This is a genomic window from Paraburkholderia kirstenboschensis (genome assembly GCF_904848585.1).
Classification (GTDB): Bacteria; Pseudomonadota; Gammaproteobacteria; order Burkholderiales; family Burkholderiaceae; genus Paraburkholderia; species Paraburkholderia kirstenboschensis.
Genome location: NZ_CAJHCR010000003.1, coordinates 192,622 through 208,550, shown reverse-complemented (window position 1 = coordinate 208,550; position 15,929 = coordinate 192,622). Strand labels below are relative to the sequence as shown.

Sequence of the window (15,929 nt, the reverse complement as noted above, 5' to 3'; positions counted from 1 at the left end):
TGCCGACCTCTCGGAGGTAGACAGTATTTTTGGACCGGTTTTCAGCAGCAGGAACACCCGCCGATGTGCCGCATGCCATAGCCTCCGGTTTCCTCGCGGGCATCTGCTGAGCCGGCGCCGAGCGAAGGTGCGCCAATCACCACTCGTGCAGCTGTAGCTCCGCACCGAGGGCACGCCACAGGTTCATCACGCTCCGCAATGCGGCGCACCGTTTCGAAACCGCCGCATTCGGCGCACTCATAGTCATAAACTGGCATGGCGTGGGACCTGTGGTGTCAGTAGTCCGTCGAGTCTACTGACCGCGGGTTGAAGTAAACAGTTTAGTCCGCATCGGTGCGCAACTGCTCGAGCTTTGCGCGCACGCGATCGGCGAGCACTTCGGGAGAAAAGGGTTTGCGGATCACTTCCATGTCGGAGAGCGCATCGCCTGGCGCATAGCCGGTGACGAGAATAACCGGCATCGACGGATACCGTTGCCTCACGGCCTCCGCGATTTGCCGGCCGTTGATCGTGCCGGGCAGAGCGACGTCGGTGATGAGCAGATCGAAACGCGCGCCTGCATGCAAGAGCCGCAGTGCAGCGGCGCCGCTGTCCGCTTCCAGTACCCGGTAGCCCTGTTCCCTCAATTGCTCCGCTGTGACTTCCCGCACGATTTCTTCGTCCTCGACAAGTACGATGGTTTTTGCGGGATCCTTGTACTCGTCTCCCATATCTTCCTTCTGCACGGAGGCGGGTAGGCACAGGCGTACGGTCGTTCCTTTGCCGAGGGCGGTTTCCATCTGCACGATTCCGCCGGACTGCCGGACAAAGCCGTAGATCTGGCTTAGCCCGAGACCGACGCCCTGGCCCGACGGCTTTGTCGTGAAGAACGGCTCGAACGCGTGCTCCATGATTTTCGGTGACATGCCGGTGCCGGTGTCCGACACCGCAATGCAGCAGTAACGTCCGGGCTGGGCGTCCTCGAATCCGGCAACCTCTGTGTCGGTCAATATGACTTCGCTCGTGCTGATGGTCAGCCATCCGCCATCCGGCATCGCGTCGCGCGCATTCACGCACAGATTGACGAGCGCGCTTTCCATCTGGTTCGGGTCGCACAGTACTAGCCACGTCCCGTCGCCGAGTTTCAGTTCAAGGTTGATGCCCGAGCCAACGACGCGGCGGATCATGTCCTCCATGTCGTGCGCAATCGCATCCAGGCTCACGAGACGCGGCTCGAGCGTTTGTTGGCGTCCGAACGCGAGCAGCCTGTGTGTCAATGTCGCCGCGCGGCTTGCGCCTTTTTCCGCCCGCTCGACGAGCGTGACGACGTCGGTCGGCCGGCCCTGCTGCATGCGCACCCGGATCAAGCTCAGGCAACTCATGATGGCCTGCAGCATATTGTTGAAGTCGTGGGCGATGCCACCGGTGAGTTGGCCGATCGCCTTGAGTTTCTCGCTGTGGCGCAAACGTTCTTCGGCGCGCGATCGTTCGCGGCTTTCACGATGAAGCGTATCCACCGCCCGCTGCAATTCCGCGGTGCGTTCGGATACACGTCTTTCGAGCTCCTCGCTGCCGCGTTCGAGCGCTTCGCGTGCGCGAACCTGGTCCTCGATATCGGTCGATGTGCCGAGCCATGCCACGATGCCGCCTTCGGCGCGCACCGGCTTCGCACGGGTCTGGAACCAGCGGTACGTGCCATCGGACGCGCGGCGGATGCGGTGCTCGACTGCATATTCTCCTTTCTCCCCGCAGATGTTCCATGCTGCCATGGTCGCCTCGCGATCGCCGTGATGAACCGCATCGAGCCATCCGAAGCCGAGGCTGTCCTGCTCCGAAATGCCGCTGTATTCGATCCACTGCGGACTGCCCCACGTGCGCTCGCCGGTAATCCGGCATGTGAACACCAGTTGCGGTATCTGCGTGGCAAGCATGCGGTAGCGTTCTTCGCTCTCGCGCAGCGAAACCGCGTGCTTGCGCGTCTCGGCAGCGATTCGAAGCCGTTCGACCGCGGCGGCGAGCAGGTTCGCATAGGAGCGCAGGAATTCGGTGTCGAGGTCGTTGAAGTCGCGCGGCCTACGGCTGTCTACTTGCAACACGCCGTATGCAGGCCGTTCTTTTCCGCCGAGAATGACGACGTTGATCAGCGCCTTCACCCCCGCATCGACGATGAACTGCGAATAGCGGAAGCGCTTTTCATTGGCGATGTCGGGCGAAATGGCGGGCTTGCCCGTTTGCAGCGCATAACCCTCGGACGAGCCGCGCTCCGCTCGCGCCGTGGCATGACCCACCACACCCGGTGGCCAGCCGACGCCGGCACGCACGAGAAGCGTAATGCGGTCGGGCTGCAATTCCATGACCTTCGCCATGTCCGTTTGCAGCGCTTGAGCAACGAGCCGACACGCTTCGCACAGTATTTCGTCGAGGTCGTCGGAGCGAAGCGCAAGTTCGCCGAATTCGGCCAGAATCGCTTGCTGGTTGAAGAGAATGGCTTCGCGGTCCGCTGTGCTCACGGCAAGATCCCTTGCTTGCTATGGTGAAGAAAGTGGGCCGCCCCGATTGCGGCGGCCCTTCCGATGCAACTGTCGAGCCAGATTCATTCCTGCTACGTGGGTAGACGAACCTCGTGCATTGCGCCAGCGAAATACGCCAGGCACCGGGCGCCCGCGAGGAACGCGCGATGCTGAATGCTTAGCCGCGGCATGGCAAATCAAGGAGAGTCACATGGCGACGTCAAATTCAAGTTCGAATGGCGGTTCGATCCGCAAATTCATCGATGTCCAGAAGGCGCTGAAGGGTGCGTCGTATCCCGCCGACAAGGCGAGCTTGCTGGACACCGCGAAAGGCAATGGCGCCGACGACGAGGTGCTCGATGCGCTCGAACGCTTGCCGGAGCAGCAGTACGGCAGTCCCGCGGAGGTGTCGAAAGGCGTGGGCAACGAATAGCGCTCTGCAGACGAACCCGCGCGCCACGCGCGGCATCCGCTGTCAAATGTGCAAGCGTCGGGGAAGTAAATACACGTATTTGTCCGCATATTGCCAAGGCATTAGTCAAGGAATCTGCGGGCGCATCTCGGGCATGCGCGCGATCACGCTGGCTCAGGCTCGCCGAGCATCACCGCCAGCGTGCCCGAATCGTTTTGAACACCTGCATCGAGATTGATCGCCCCCGGCGTTTCTTTTTCGATTGCGCGCAGCAGGCGCGGAGTAAACGACGCGCCGAAGCGTGCAATCATCGTCTCGCGCGCCATGTCGTCCGCGTAGGCGAGGTTGCGCAACTCGTCGAGCGGCAAGCCGACGAAGAGGTTCAACGGATACGGCGGCGCTTCGGGGTCCTCAGACGCCGCCTCCGGCGCTGGGGCGCGGATGCGCAATCCGGGTTGCAAATGCGCCTCGAATTCAGCCGTCACTTCGTATTTCGGTGCGAAGTTGAGCGAAGTTTTCGCCTCGCTCTCGAGAAACGGCGCAACGCCGTCAAGGCGCGCAAGTTCTTCTTCGCTAAGTAGCATGATTGGTTCTCCTTCGGTGTGTGTTTCGTTTTGCCTATGACTAGTATTGAAGCAAACCGCTTGCCTCGCCGCGTGGGGCGAGCCGATAGTTGCGATAGTTTCGCCAGGCACAGGCGATGCGGCGCCGTTCTGCTATGGATCAAGTCATGCCGCGCCTCGCGCCACGACGAATCGAAACCAAACGGGTGCCATCATGCATTGCAATCCGAAGAGCGCGTTACTCGCCATATCCATTGCGGCGCTGGCCGTAGGCGCATCTGGCTGCAAGAAAGAGGACAATACCAGCAAGGACACGATGAGTTCCGCGAGCAGCGGCGTGATGAGCAATTCGGCGGGCGCGAACGGAACCAGTGGCCAAAGCGACGCCGCCAAGCGCGCGAGCGATGCCGCAGCCGCGGGCGGCACGAGCCAGCCCACCAGCGCGGCGCCCGCAGCCTCCGCCAGTCAATAGCGCTCGAGCGTTCGAGTGCGTGCGCGGTTCGAGTCCGCGGTCATTCAAATTGCGTTTGCTGAGCCTGCAAGGGGATGTCATGAGCGAATCTTTGCATCGACCGTCACTCGGCGCGGCGCTCTATTACAAAGACCCGCTGGCCGCTCTTGATTGGCTCGAACGGGCTTTCGGCTTCACCCGGCAACTCGTGATTACCGACGACGCCGGGCAACTCGCACACTCCGAAATGCGTTTCGGCGACAGCTACGTGATGATCAGCCGTGAATGGTCGGCAGACTCCGTGAGTCCGGTGTCTGTGAGCGGGAAAAATACACAGTCCGTGCATGTGCAGCTACGCGATGGTATCGACCAACATTGTGCTCGCGCGCGTGCCGCGGGCGCGGTCATTACCCGCGAACCCGCGGATCAGTTTTACGGCGACCGGGTTTATGCGGCGCGGGATCCGGAGGGGCATATCTGGAGTTTCGGACAAACCGTGCGCGCTGTATCGCGGGAAGAAGCCGAACGCGCGAGCGGGCTGAAAATCGAAGGCTGGATATAGCGATGAACGGGGGGATGAACGGTGGAGCGGCAAATCCCGTGAGTTTAGAAAAGAAGCACAGGAAGTAATCTGAATGCACTCGCTCACTGAACCCGCGAGCGGCCGTTGACGAGTCGCCACAGCGCGCTTGCGATCAACGATCCGACGCCGAGCGCGACGCCTAGCAGCACAATCGAACTCATGTGATCGCGCACGAGCGGCACATTGCCGAACAGGTAGCCGGCCGCGACGAGAGAGCCGATCCACAACGCCGCGCCCGCGGTCACGAACGACACAAATCGCGCGAACGTCATGCGCGAAACGCCGGCGACGAACGGCGCGAAAGTGCGCACCACGGCGATGAATGGCGATAACAGAAAAGTCAGTCCGCCGCGAGCTTCATAGAAGGCATGCGCGCGGCGCAGCGCATTCTTGTCGAGCCAGCGGTAGTTGGCCGTATAAACCTTTTCGCCGATGGCGCGCCCAATCGCATAGTCGACGATGCTTCCCGCCACCGTAGCCGCGAATAGCACTGGAATCACGAGCCAGACGTTCAACGCGCCGGTGGCTGACAGACCGCCGCAAATGAAAATAAGCGGGTCGCCCGGCAGAAAAAATAGCGGCAGAAAACCGATCTCGACGAACACGACGATAAACAGCATGGCGTACACGGCTGTGCCGTATTGCACGATCAGGCTGCTCAGGTGCTGATCGAAGTGCAGAGCGATTTGCAGCATTTGCATGAGTTGCATGCCGGCCCCATGGTTGTCGGATGTTCAGCAGTGTAGTCCCGCGGCCGCGCGGATACTTGTGTATTTGGCCGCGTGGATGTCAATATCGCGTGTCGCATCCGTGAACGAGCCGAACATCAACCGTCAGACACCATGCAACAGTTAGCCGATGTGACCTTCCGTCTTGCCGCGCCCCACGATGCCGAAACGGTTCGCACGATCGAATTCGAGGCAAGCTTGCGCTTTGTCAGCGTCGGCATGTCGGGTATCGCGGATGCGCCGCCAATGAGTCTCGCTCTCGTGGAACGGAAGATCGCGGCACGGGAGTTGATCGTGGCGGTGAATGCCGGCGGAACATGCGTCGGATTCGTGATGTTCGAACCGCAGCCCGCGCGCATCTACATCCAGGAGCTCGATGTACTGACGTCGCATGCCGGTCGACGCATCGGCGCGGCGCTGATCGAGCAGGTCGCGCAACTCGCGCGCTCGCGGCAGATGATGCAACTGGTCTTGTCGACGTATCGCGAAGTGCCCTGGAATGCACCGTATTACCGGCGTCTCGGTTTCCGCGATATAGAAGAAGCTGAACTCGATGCGGGTCTGCTCGCACGGCGCGATGCACATATCGCACGAGGTCTCGACGAGTCGAAACGCGTGTTCATGCGGCGCGATCTTGGCTGACGGTTTGCCGTCCAGAGGCGAGCGCCGCCGCAGACGAAAATAAGCGGCGGGCGCCGCCGGAGATTCATTCTCCGCCGACGCCCGCCGCTTTTCGCTGCGTTTTACAGCCGCATTACGGCTGTTTTCACGGCCGCGTGTTTGCGCTTACTCCACCGTTTCAAGCGCCGGGTAATCGATGTAACCCGTCTCGCCACGTGCGTAGTACGTGGCGGGATTCGGCTTGTTCAACGGCGCATTGGTCGCAAAACGGCGCACGAGGTCCGGATTCGCGATGAACAACTGGCCCCACGCTACCGCGTCCGCTTCGCCTGCGTCGAGTACTTGCTGCGCGGTTTCCTTCGTGAACTTCTCGTTCGCGATGTACGGGCCGCCGAACTCCTTCTTCAGCTGCGGGCCAAGACGGTCTTCACCCAATGCTTCGCGCGCGGCGATGAACGCGATCTTGCGCTTGCCGAGCTCGCGAGCCACATAGCCGAAGGTTGCGGCCGGATCCGAGTCGCCCATGTCGTGCGAGTCGCGGCGCGGCGCGAGATGCACGCCGACGCGATTTGCGCCCCACACGTCGATACACGCGTCGGTGATTTCGAGCAGCAGACGCGCGCGATTTTCGATCGGGCCGCCATAGGCGTCAGTGCGCTTGTTGGTGCTGTCCTGCAGGAACTGGTCGAGCAGATAGCCGTTTGCGCCGTGCACTTCAACGCCGTCGAAGCCTGCCGCTTTCGCGTTTTCCGCACCTTTGCGGAACGCCTGCACGACGCTGGCGATTTCGTCGAGTTCGAGTGCGCGAGGCGTGACATACGGGCGCTCCGGACGCACGAGGCTCACGTGGCCTTTCGGAGCGAGCGCGCTCGGCGCGACCGGCAATTCGCCATCGAGAAACAGCGGATCGGAAATGCGGCCCACGTGCCATAGTTGCAGGAAGATCTTCCCACCCGCGGCATGCACTGCGTTGGTGACGAGCTTCCAGCCTTCCACCTGTTCCTGCGACCAGATGCCCGGCGTCTCGGCATAACCGACGCCCTGCGGCGTCACGGAAGTGGCTTCGCTGATGATGAGGCCCGCCGTTGCGCGTTCAGCGTAGTACTTTGCCATCAGCGCGTTCGGCACGCGGATTTCCTCGGCGCGCTGACGCGTGAGCGGCGCCATGATGATGCGGTTCGACAGCGTCAGGTCGCCAATTTGCAGCGGATCGAAAAGAGTCGGCATAAATGTTCACCTTTGGCTGAGGCGCGGACGCCTTGAGCCCAAAATAGTTGCATTGCAACGAAAGAGCGAAGGGAAGCGGCGATGCAAGACCGGTCAGAGCTTCGAGTTCATATGCTCGAGGAACGCCTGAATCACCGGCTCATTGCGTTTGAAGAACACCCATTGCCCCACACGTTTCGACGTGACGAGCCCCGCGCGCTGCAACGCCGCGAGGTGGGCCGACACGGTGGACTGCGAGAGTCCGCAGCGCGCGTCGATCTTGCCCGCGCATACGCCATGGTCGAGCGGAAGTTCCTGATCGGCGAAGTGCGCATACGGCTCGCGCAGCCAGCCAAGAATCTCGCGACGCACCGGATTGGCGAGCGCCTTGTGTATCGCGTCGATGTCCGGCGCGGTGGGAGTTCGTTTCATTCGTCAACTACCAGAACTGCTTCAATGGTCAGGCGTGGGCGGATTGTGCCCACAGAACACAGAACTGCATCGCTACAGAACGAAGTATATATCGGAATTTAACGATATGCATGGAGGCATTACTGGCGGTAGGGGAAAGATTTTATCGACGCACAAAAAGGTCCGCACTTTTCATCCCGCATCATGACAAATGTCTATAAATCATTGTTTTGATGAAGGTATTCTCACGACTCGATTACTGTGTCGCGGGCCTGGATTGTGCCGGAAAAGTGGCTTTCCAGAGAGAAGTTAGTATGGACTCCGAAAGTAAAGAGCGCACCTGCCGCTCGTCGCGAGCCGCTAGCGGAGTATTTCAATTTCCCTTCAACTTCGCCTGGAGAATCGGATGGTTACTTGCGGAGTGATCGGTTGCGGCGCATAACGGCGATCGAGATGGAACCGGAATTCGCGAGCGAGCGGAATTACCGCCTCTAGAGCATTGGCGTTGATAAACTGTCCAGCAGCTTTTCGCAGTTTCGCAGAGAGGGCGAGTGCCCTATGGTTTGACGCTTGCCACGCTCGCCGAGACTGAGTTCATTCGGTTTCGATAGACGAGTGCCAGCGGTGACAAATGGCTAGCATCGTCCGAGTCCGCATGTCGGCCATAGCCGACGTTGGACGAGATTCCCTTGGACGTCAGCAATATGGAGGGTTGCCGACGGTGACGGCGCCGCGCAGCGGGACGGCCGCTTCTGGCATCCACCAACTCACCGTTTCGACCCACTTGTGCCGGTCGCCCCGGAGTCGCTACGAGGGCCGCTGCCGCGGTCCAACGGCCGTCCGTGAGTCGCAGTTTCAGCCAGACGAACGACACCGGGAATTCGATCTATCGAAAGGCCAGCGTTGCGATTTCTCGTCATGGCAGTTTGCCGCCGTCAGAGTGGTCGCTCTATCGCCTCTTCGGTCATGGACCCGGTGCATGGAGCCGCCGATCTCATGGACACTACGTTGTCCCGGCCGCGCTGTGCGTGCGCCACACGATTCTTGACGGCGCACGCGCACATGCTTCGCGTCAGAACGTCGTGCGCAAACCGACCATGACGCTGCGCCCGCCTTCCGGCGCGATATCGCGCACGACGGAACTGGCATAGCGAATCTCCTGGTTCGTCAGGTTGTCGCCGCGTACGTAGGCGAGCCAGCTGGTCGTGCCGACATGGAATTTGTAGATCAACATAAGGCCGAGCTTCGTGTAGCTCCCGGTCGGCAGATCGTCGTCGGGCACGCGATGTTGCGCCCACGCGTGCTGCACTTCGGCGCGCGCGCCGAACGGACCGTAGCCGTAATCCACCGCGAGCGTCGCACGCAACGGCGCGATGCGCGGCAATGGCTGACCGTTGTCCATGTTGCGGGCGTGCGTGTAATCGCCCACAAGCGACACATCCACCTGATGCGCCCCGTGCTGGTACACGCGCCATTTGCTGTCGAATTCGAGGCCGTAAAATTCGGCGCGAACGCCACGATAAACGGCTTCGTTCAGTGCGCCGTCGGTGCCAGGCGGGACGACTTCATCGTCGTCGTTCACGAGACGACCCGTGTTGTACTCCGTCAGATAGTTTTTGAAGCGGCTATAAAACGCGCCAACGCTGCCTTTGTTCGGACCGCTCGTGAAACGCAGCGACAGGTCGGCCGACACCGCTTTCTCTTTCTGCGCATCCGGATTGCCGATCAGGTACTGGCCGGTTGCATCGTGCGGACCGTTCGCGAACAGTTCGTACAGGGCGGGCGCGCGTTCCGTGTAGGCGATATTGCCCGCCACCGCCCATGCGGGCGTGAGTTTGTAGAATGCGCCGAGCGACGCGCTCACCGCATTGAAATCGCGGTCCGCGGCGTTCGCGAATTTGTCGTTGCCTGCGGTCGTCGGATCCTGTTTGACGTGTTCGTAGCGGGCGCCCGCGCTCAGCTTGAACGCGTCGGTCACGTTCCATTCTTCGAGGCCGAACAGCGCGACGTTGGTGGTCTGCGTGGTCGGCACCAGCGCTTCGTCGCCAAGCGCGGAGAAGGTGTTCTGACTAATCTGTACGCCGATCGCACCTTCGAACGGACCGATCTTGCGGTGCCGCGCTTCGATACGCGCTTCGTAGCCGTGATTGCGGAATGTGGTGCCCGTCACGCCGTCGTCGATTTCGCGATGTTCGTAGTCCGTGTAGCCGAAATCGAATTTCACTTGCGAGAATGGACCTTGCAGATTGCGGACTTCGGATGCGAATGCCACGTGATCCTGATGCATGCGCAGGCGCACGTCGTCTTCCGCGACGGAGCCGTAGTCCGCCTGATAGCCGTTGTACGAGAGTCCCGCGTAACCGTCTGCCCATGTGTACGACGTCCCCACGGCGCCGCCATGCCAGCGACCGTCACTGTTAGGAATGCTGCCGTACGCCTGGGAGGCGTCCGGGCCGTCGAGCGCGCGCCGCCCGTCCGAATGCGCGAAGCCAGGGATGCGCTCGTTGCTCGTGTCGCGATCGAACGCGTCGACGTGGAAAGCGAACCTGCCGTTGCCGCCTTCCACCATGGCTGCGCCGGCGCGCGCTTCGTTGGCGCCGCCATAGCTCGCGTCGACCGCGCCGATCACGCCGTTCACCGGCTCGCGCGGAATGCGGTTGTCAATAGTATTGACGACGCCGCCGATCGCGTTGCCGCCATAAAGCAGCGCCGCGGGCCCACGCACGATCTCGACGCGCTCAATGGTCAGAGGCTCCTGCGGCACGGCGTGATCATAGGAGAGCGACGAAGCGTCCCACGCTGCCACGCCGTTTTGCAGAAGCCGGATCCGGTCGCCATCCATGCCGCGAATGATCGGACGGCCGACCATCGGTCCATATGTTGTCGTCGACACTCCGGGTAGGCCATTCAGCGTCTGCCCCAGCGAGTTCGTCTGCCTGAGCGTCAACGCGTCGCCGTATATCGCCGTAGCGGGCGCAATGAGATCGGTGTCGCCGAGCGGATTCGCGGTCACGAACACGGGCGCAAGGGAGCCGCCCGGAATGCCTGGGGCCGATGAGGCGGTCGACTCCTGCGCCTGAACTGCGAGTGCGACGAGGGCCAGCGCTATGGGAGACAGACGTGGGAAGTTGGCAGAGATGCAGGGCGAAACACGCGTAGTGGTCTTGGTCACAATAGTTTTGCGGTGTAGTCGGCGCATCTCGATGTCACACCAGCGGTGCAACGATATCCATCGCATCGTGTGCCGGTGCGCAGTTTGAAAAGATGGCCGGAGAAAAAGGGACAGGAGAAAACGACAGCAATGTTATAACATACCATTGTGGACGTAAAGGGAACCGTGTAGCCACACCGAACTCGGGCGAACCGACGCGAATGGAGGCTGACGACGAAACCGAAGCACGCGCTTGGTGGCGCGGCCGAAGGCCGGCGCAACCAGGTTCTGCAAGACGCTGAGTCCTCGTGCTCACGAGGAGCGCGACCTCGAACTGGTCCTTCGGTGCAAGCGTGCCCTGCACGGTACAGAAGGCAACGCTGGTCACACGCCCGGCAACCGGTTCGCCAAAGCTGCGCGACGGCGTCGCGCAATCAAAGTTCGATCAAAGTCGCAGAAATACGGGACTCCTACTGGGCGCATAGCCGACATTTGAATGACAACGTCTCTGCATAGGCCAGTGACCGCTCATGGCCCGTCCCCGGCCTTTCGCCTTCGCCGGTAACGGTTATCGGTGTAGAGAACAACAATTGGGAGGACCAAGGGCAGCGCAACGCCAAGACCTTGATGCAGATCCTCGGTGGCGATGCGGTCCCGCCTTGAACGCCGGAAGGCAGCAAGCGGCCAGAAAACGACGCGCGCGTCTCTCACGTGAATGACGGCTGAGTCCGCGAAACCGGCCCGTCGCGCCTAACGTCTGCAGTGCCGCCGGACGGCCGAGTAACACGGGCGGATTTTGCGTGTATTGGAAACGAGGCTCGGTGTGGCCGCTGCGCCGTCGATGGCCATGCCCGGACGCAATCACTCAGTGTGAATCGTGAGACGCCGTGGACGGTCACTACACCCGGCTAATCGTTCTGGCGACATCGTCGACGGAGCCGGTACCGGCGCAGTGTCAATCGACGCCCGTTAGGCGCCGCCGTGCGTGGCTGCGCCAGCGTGGCGGCGACGATCAGAGGCCAGTGGGTCAGGCAACAAAACGACACTGTGAAGCGGGTGTGCGCGTGTCCATGTTGCGGCCGCGGTTGAGGTGATCGTCGATTTCCGCGGCGCAGCCGAGCATGCGCGGATAGAGAAAGATCGTGAAAGCCGCGGTTTCGAGGTCCGCTTCGCTGAACTCCCCGCGTTTGAGCGGCTGCCACAGCATCTTCAGCAGCAACGCGGCGATCACGGCATCGACATTGACGCAGTAGACGGTACGCGACACGCCCGCGTCGAACAAGGCCTGCACCAGCGCGCGGTAGTACGCGTGAAACACGTTGTATTCGCCGCGCGCCTCATAAAGCCCGGCGATGAAGACCTCACGCGGATCGTGATTTACCGGCTTGTCCTTGAAGACCGGGTGGTTCACGCCCGGCAGCTTGACGATATCGAGGCTGCCAGCTTGCTTCTGACGCGCCTTGTACTGCGCGTAGCGCTCGACGGAGCGGCGCGCGAGCGCTTCGAGATCGACGCCGTGATGCGCGTCGGCGGGATCGTCGAGGCCGCTGTCGCGAAACGCGTCGTTGAGAAACGCGATACCTTCATATCCGTTGCCGCCGTGCGTGTATCCCGAGTGCGTGAGAAAACCCATCAGCGCCTTGTTCAACTGCACGCGTTCCGGGGACTCGGGACCGTCCGCCGATACCGCGCCCTTCGCGCCTTGCGCCGAGATCGCACCCGGTCCGTTGGTGAGCAGCAGTCCCGTCAACGTTCTGAATGCGAACAGATCGTCTGCGGATGGCTTCACGCCGAGCAGCGCTGCGAAAGCCACTTCCGTCAGCGAGCGCTCGCCGAGCAGTGCCTCGGTGGAAAACTCGCAAAAGCTGTCGGGCTGGTGGCGCGACGCGTCCGCCGAGGCGCCGATCAGCGTGCCGAAGAGCTTCATCCACCAGGGCAGGTTCTCCGCCGTCAGACGCGAGATGCGCTTGCGCATGAGCGGGCCCCAGGCAAGGGTTGTCGTGATAGCGGCGAGCACGGCGTCCGCGCGTGGATGTCCCGGGCCGTTCGTGAGCCATCGCACGAATGCTGAACTCACATTGCGTGCGGCCAGCCCCGCGAGCATGGCTTCAGCCGCCGGATCGGGATGGTCGGAGAAGAGCGCCGCGCTGCCCTCGGTGTCTATCGCGTCGACGTCGAAATCGCGATCGAACGCGTCCACGAGTTTTGCTGCCGCGAAGCGGTCAATCATCAGCCTCGCTGCCTCGCGCGCCGCGCGCTGGCGGTTCGGCCCGACGATTGCCGCTGCGGCGGCAAGCACCGCGTTGGGTGCGTTACCCGCTTCTCGTGCCGCTTGCGCCGCCGCCAGTTCAGGCGTGCCGTACAGGTTCACTGCCGCGCCGACCGCGACGTCGATCAGCTTCTCGTCGTTTGCGCCGCCGAACTCGTGCAACAGTGCGAGGCACACGTTCGCTTCGAAGGAATGCGTCGCCGCTTCGAGCATCGATACGCCGTGCAGGCTGCTGACCTGAGTCTTTGCATCCATCTGCGAGGCACCCGAGGCGTCTTTCAACGGCTGCCGAGGCGGAATCGCGCCGACCTGGTCATTCACCCGCGCGACCTGTTCGTCATAGGGGGCTACCGCTCTCACGACTGCAAGCGCGAGATCGCCGGGCAGATCGAGCCCCTGATCCGAGCCGAACCACGGCTTGAGCGCGAGGCTGCCTTCGGGCTCGAAGTCGGGCATCGTTGCATTCGCGCGCATCACCGCCGTGAGCGCGGCAGGGATATGGGCGATGTTCGTCACCACGGCGCCCATCGCCGAGCAGCACGGATCGTCGGGCGTGAAGAGCCGTTCGACGCCGAACTTTTCCTTGAACCAGCGTTCCTTCGCGAGCGCATCGTCGGCGCCACCCGCCATCGCGCCCGCATGTCCGACTGCGCGCGTGAGACGGCTTTTCCACCGGCCCACCACGCACGCGACTACGGGCTTGTTGAAGTGCGCGTCGGCCTCGTAGTATCCGCCGGGCTCGCAGTACAGCACGGCGGCCTTGCTGCGCGCGTCGTTGGCAAGGGCAAAGGCGAATTCTGGCGCGGCATAGTGGATGTAGACATCCTTTCCGCTTGAAATGACCGTCGATGTGCCCCAGCCGCTCATGCGCAGATACTGAGCGATCGTGGTGCTGAAGCCGCCGGAGTTCGAGAAGATCGCGATCGATCCCTGGCGCAGTGTGGCGCCCGGATCGTCACCCCCGAGCGCGCCGCCGATCCGAACGCGCTGCCACGAATCCGCGACGCCCAGCCCGTTTGCGCCGAAGATGTCGATGCCCGCCTGCTGTCCCATCGCGCGGATCTCACGCGCGTCGTGCACGGCAATCTTCTCCGTGATGATGAAAATCTTGCGCAGGTCCGCATTCACGCGGATCAGCTCGGCCACGCCGTCGCGCGCGGCCGAAGGCGGCAGATACACGACGCCGGAATTGAACCGATGGCCGGCTTCCAGACCCTCTCGCACATTGTTGAAGACAGGAATGTCGCCCGCGGGCGTCGCGAGCACCTGTCCGCCTTTGCCGGGCGCCGTGCCGAACACCACATTCGCGCCCGAGAAGGCGTGACTCACCGGCGTCACATCGGACGACTCGCCGCCGAGGATGTTGAGCACGCAGACGCGATCTTCGCGCGTGGCGATATCTGCCAGCGACTGAATCCCGACGAAGTATTTGAAGTGGCTATTGCCTTGCTTGTGCATGTCGATCTCCTCAGGCCGATGCCATTTGCGATTGAGCGTCGCGGGCACCGATGCGCGCCGCGACCTGCGAGCGTCCGCCCGCCTGCATCCATGCATCGGCCTTGCGCGCGTACTGGATTACTTCGCTGATGTCGGAGTCGAAACCGAAGATGCGGTAAGGCAGGCCGAGCGAATCGCAGGTGTCGCGCAGTGTGGACATGCCTCGCACCAGGTTGGGACCGCCGCGCCCGAGCACGACGTAGAGCGGCGTCGGACCATGCTCACTGAAGTGCTCGCGTAGAGCATCGGCCATCGCGCGCAGGGTTTCGTAAATATCAGTGTTGTTCGACTTGCCGCCGATAATAAAGAGTACGTTGGACTGCTTGAGCCAGTGCCGGAAGCAGATGCGCGCCACCTCTTTCATCTTTTGGTATGGTGGATTGCCACCGAAGTCCGACGAGATGATGGCCGCATCGCCCAGCATTTCCGTGACGAGCGAGTTCGCGCCACCGCCGAAGGTGGGCGCGAGGATGGTGCCGCGCTCGTTGATCACGTAGACATCGCTTTGTCCCTGGTGCGTGCGAAGCTGGTTGATCTCCTGCTCGAAATCCGAGTAATCGGCGGCGAACAGATGCGGAGGCAGTCCAAGCCGCGAGAAACGCGGATCGTCGCGATCGAAGCCGCACTTGAAGTCGCAGGCGACGGGTATGAGCCGGCCCTTCTTGTCCTCGCGCATACGGATGGGATTCAATTCGAGCGTCGTCATGCCGAAGTCATGAAAGAGCTCCCAGAGCTTCGGCAACTGTTGCACGAGTGGCGAGATGATCTCGCGCGGCGCGCCGATTTCGCTCAGCGCATTCGCAACGACAAACGCCTTTAGCCCGGTCAGTGCATCGAACGGCACCATCGCGACCTGCTTGGGATCGACCTCCTCGATGTCCATTCCGCCCATGTGCGACAGCGTCATTGTGGGAGCGCGAAAGCGGGTGGAATCGGTAATCGAAAAGTACACTTCTTGTTTGGCGGGAACACCCGCTTCGAATGTCACGCCGTTTGCCTTGGCCCTGACATGACCCACGACGTGCTCGGCAAAGTAGAGCCGCTCTTTTTCCGCCAGCGCGGTCTTGAGATCAGTCGCACGGCCGAGCAGGCCGGCCTTGCCTTTCTTGCCCACGCCGCCCTTGAACACCGGTTTGATGAATATCTGACCGTATCGATCGATGAGCGACTTGATCTCTTCCTCGCTGGCGCCGGGGCCCAGCACCTCGCTGGACGGAAAGCCGACGAATTGCAACAGGCGCGCGCCGTGCAACATTCCGGTGATCTGCATGTGAAGTGTCTCCTGAATTTCAAGGCAATGACGAATGAAGCGAATACTGGGTGTTCGGTCAGCTCACTGCGGTAGGTGCGAGACGCACCGCTGCCCTGGGTACGCTGCGAAAGCAGCGGCAGGATTCTCCTAGCGAGGTGGAGCAGGCGAGACGCGCGTCGGTGGGGTAGGCGGCAGCCATAATCGGCACTGGGATGCGGCGAAACGCGGTGCTGCGCTTCGCGCCTGTCTCCGACGCGTTCTCTGTCGATGCGTTGATGAACGTCTTGAGTATCGAT

13 protein-coding genes are annotated in these 15,929 nt (G+C 61.9%); 4 read left to right on the top strand and 9 right to left on the bottom strand.

The window, feature by feature from the left end; genetic code table 11:
• Positions 1 to 41 precede the first annotated feature (41 nt).
• Positions 42 to 257: an FmdB family zinc ribbon protein gene (locus JMY24_RS10755; RefSeq protein WP_128587410.1), complete on the bottom strand. Its 216-nt coding sequence runs from the start codon at positions 255 to 257 to the stop codon at positions 42 to 44.
• A 63-nt stretch (positions 258 to 320) separates the two neighbouring features.
• Complete coding sequence (locus tag JMY24_RS10750) at positions 321 to 2,489, bottom strand: response regulator (RefSeq protein ID WP_201702018.1); 2,169 nt, start codon at positions 2,487 to 2,489, stop codon at positions 321 to 323.
• Between the two features lie 211 nt (positions 2,490 to 2,700).
• On the opposite strand from JMY24_RS10750, the gene JMY24_RS10745 reads away from it, so the two are divergent.
• Positions 2,701 to 2,922: a DUF2795 domain-containing protein gene (locus tag JMY24_RS10745; protein ID WP_128587413.1), complete on the top strand. Its 222-nt coding sequence runs from the start codon at positions 2,701 to 2,703 to the stop codon at positions 2,920 to 2,922.
• A gap of 143 nt (positions 2,923 to 3,065) precedes the next feature.
• Here JMY24_RS10745 and JMY24_RS10740 read toward each other — a convergent pair whose 3' ends face one another.
• Positions 3,066 to 3,485 (bottom strand): hypothetical protein, encoded by a 420-nt coding sequence (locus tag JMY24_RS10740; protein WP_128595085.1) that lies wholly within the window; start codon positions 3,483 to 3,485, stop codon positions 3,066 to 3,068.
• Between the two features lie 193 nt (positions 3,486 to 3,678).
• Between JMY24_RS10740 and JMY24_RS10735 the strand changes: the two genes are divergently transcribed.
• Together JMY24_RS10735 and JMY24_RS10730 are read left to right on the top strand one after the other, a co-directional pair.
• Positions 3,679 to 3,936, top strand: coding sequence for a hypothetical protein (locus JMY24_RS10735; protein ID WP_201702016.1), 258 nt, complete (start codon positions 3,679 to 3,681; stop codon positions 3,934 to 3,936).
• 79 nt (positions 3,937 to 4,015) lie between these two features.
• The gene (locus JMY24_RS10730) at positions 4,016 to 4,477 is read left to right on the top strand and encodes a VOC family protein (RefSeq protein WP_128591865.1); all 462 of its coding nucleotides are present in this window, start codon (positions 4,016 to 4,018) and stop codon (positions 4,475 to 4,477) included.
• A gap of 83 nt (positions 4,478 to 4,560) precedes the next feature.
• Here JMY24_RS10730 and JMY24_RS10725 read toward each other — a convergent pair whose 3' ends face one another.
• Positions 4,561 to 5,208: a VTT domain-containing protein gene (locus JMY24_RS10725; RefSeq protein WP_128597348.1), complete on the bottom strand. Its 648-nt coding sequence runs from the start codon at positions 5,206 to 5,208 to the stop codon at positions 4,561 to 4,563.
• A 132-nt stretch (positions 5,209 to 5,340) separates the two neighbouring features.
• Between JMY24_RS10725 and JMY24_RS10720 the strand changes: the two genes are divergently transcribed.
• The gene (locus JMY24_RS10720; RefSeq protein WP_128597347.1) at positions 5,341 to 5,868 is read left to right on the top strand and encodes a GNAT family N-acetyltransferase; all 528 of its coding nucleotides are present in this window, start codon (positions 5,341 to 5,343) and stop codon (positions 5,866 to 5,868) included.
• Between the two features lie 144 nt (positions 5,869 to 6,012).
• Here JMY24_RS10720 and JMY24_RS10715 read toward each other — a convergent pair whose 3' ends face one another.
• The 5 genes from JMY24_RS10715 to JMY24_RS10695 form a co-directional block, all read right to left on the bottom strand.
• Positions 6,013 to 7,074 carry an alkene reductase gene (locus tag JMY24_RS10715; RefSeq protein ID WP_128597346.1) on the bottom strand — a complete coding sequence of 354 codons (1,062 nt, stop codon included), beginning with the start codon at positions 7,072 to 7,074 and terminating at the stop codon, positions 6,013 to 6,015.
• Positions 7,075 to 7,167: 93 nt separating this feature from the next.
• Positions 7,168 to 7,485 (bottom strand): ArsR/SmtB family transcription factor, encoded by a 318-nt coding sequence (locus tag JMY24_RS10710; RefSeq protein ID WP_128591859.1) that lies wholly within the window; start codon positions 7,483 to 7,485, stop codon positions 7,168 to 7,170.
• A 1,051-nt stretch (positions 7,486 to 8,536) separates the two neighbouring features.
• Positions 8,537 to 10,702: a TonB-dependent receptor gene (locus JMY24_RS10705; protein WP_236597382.1), complete on the bottom strand. Its 2,166-nt coding sequence runs from the start codon at positions 10,700 to 10,702 to the stop codon at positions 8,537 to 8,539.
• A gap of 940 nt (positions 10,703 to 11,642) precedes the next feature.
• Complete coding sequence (locus tag JMY24_RS10700; RefSeq protein ID WP_128597343.1) at positions 11,643 to 14,342, bottom strand: CoA-binding protein; 2,700 nt, start codon at positions 14,340 to 14,342, stop codon at positions 11,643 to 11,645.
• 10 nt (positions 14,343 to 14,352) lie between these two features.
• Positions 14,353 to 15,651, bottom strand: a complete 1,299-nt coding sequence (locus tag JMY24_RS10695) for an ATP citrate lyase citrate-binding domain-containing protein (RefSeq protein WP_201702014.1) — start codon at positions 15,649 to 15,651, stop codon at positions 14,353 to 14,355.
• Positions 15,652 to 15,929: the final 278 nt, after the last annotated feature.

What these genes read in the sequence shown, in the direction of transcription:
- JMY24_RS10755 (WP_128587410.1), bottom strand. Translation starts at nt 257, where the DNA reads ATGCCAGTTTATGACTATGAGTGCGCCGAATGCGGCGGTTTCGAAACG.
- JMY24_RS10745 (WP_128587413.1), top strand. Translation starts at nt 2,701, where the DNA reads ATGGCGACGTCAAATTCAAGTTCGAATGGCGGTTCGATCCGCAAATTC.
- JMY24_RS10740 (WP_128595085.1), bottom strand. Translation starts at nt 3,485, where the DNA reads ATGCTACTTAGCGAAGAAGAACTTGCGCGCCTTGACGGCGTTGCGCCG.
- JMY24_RS10735 (WP_201702016.1), top strand. Translation starts at nt 3,679, where the DNA reads ATGCATTGCAATCCGAAGAGCGCGTTACTCGCCATATCCATTGCGGCG.
- JMY24_RS10730 (WP_128591865.1), top strand. Translation starts at nt 4,016, where the DNA reads ATGAGCGAATCTTTGCATCGACCGTCACTCGGCGCGGCGCTCTATTAC.
- JMY24_RS10725 (WP_128597348.1), bottom strand. Translation starts at nt 5,208, where the DNA reads ATGCAACTCATGCAAATGCTGCAAATCGCTCTGCACTTCGATCAGCAC.
- JMY24_RS10720 (WP_128597347.1), top strand. Translation starts at nt 5,341, where the DNA reads ATGCAACAGTTAGCCGATGTGACCTTCCGTCTTGCCGCGCCCCACGAT.
- JMY24_RS10715 (WP_128597346.1), bottom strand. Translation starts at nt 7,074, where the DNA reads ATGCCGACTCTTTTCGATCCGCTGCAAATTGGCGACCTGACGCTGTCG.
- JMY24_RS10710 (WP_128591859.1), bottom strand. Translation starts at nt 7,485, where the DNA reads ATGAAACGAACTCCCACCGCGCCGGACATCGACGCGATACACAAGGCG.
- JMY24_RS10705 (WP_236597382.1), bottom strand. Translation starts at nt 10,702, where the DNA reads ATGCGATGGATATCGTTGCACCGCTGGTGTGACATCGAGATGCGCCGA.
- JMY24_RS10700 (WP_128597343.1), bottom strand. Translation starts at nt 14,342, where the DNA reads ATGCACAAGCAAGGCAATAGCCACTTCAAATACTTCGTCGGGATTCAG.
- JMY24_RS10695 (WP_201702014.1), bottom strand. Translation starts at nt 15,651, where the DNA reads ATGCAGATCACCGGAATGTTGCACGGCGCGCGCCTGTTGCAATTCGTC.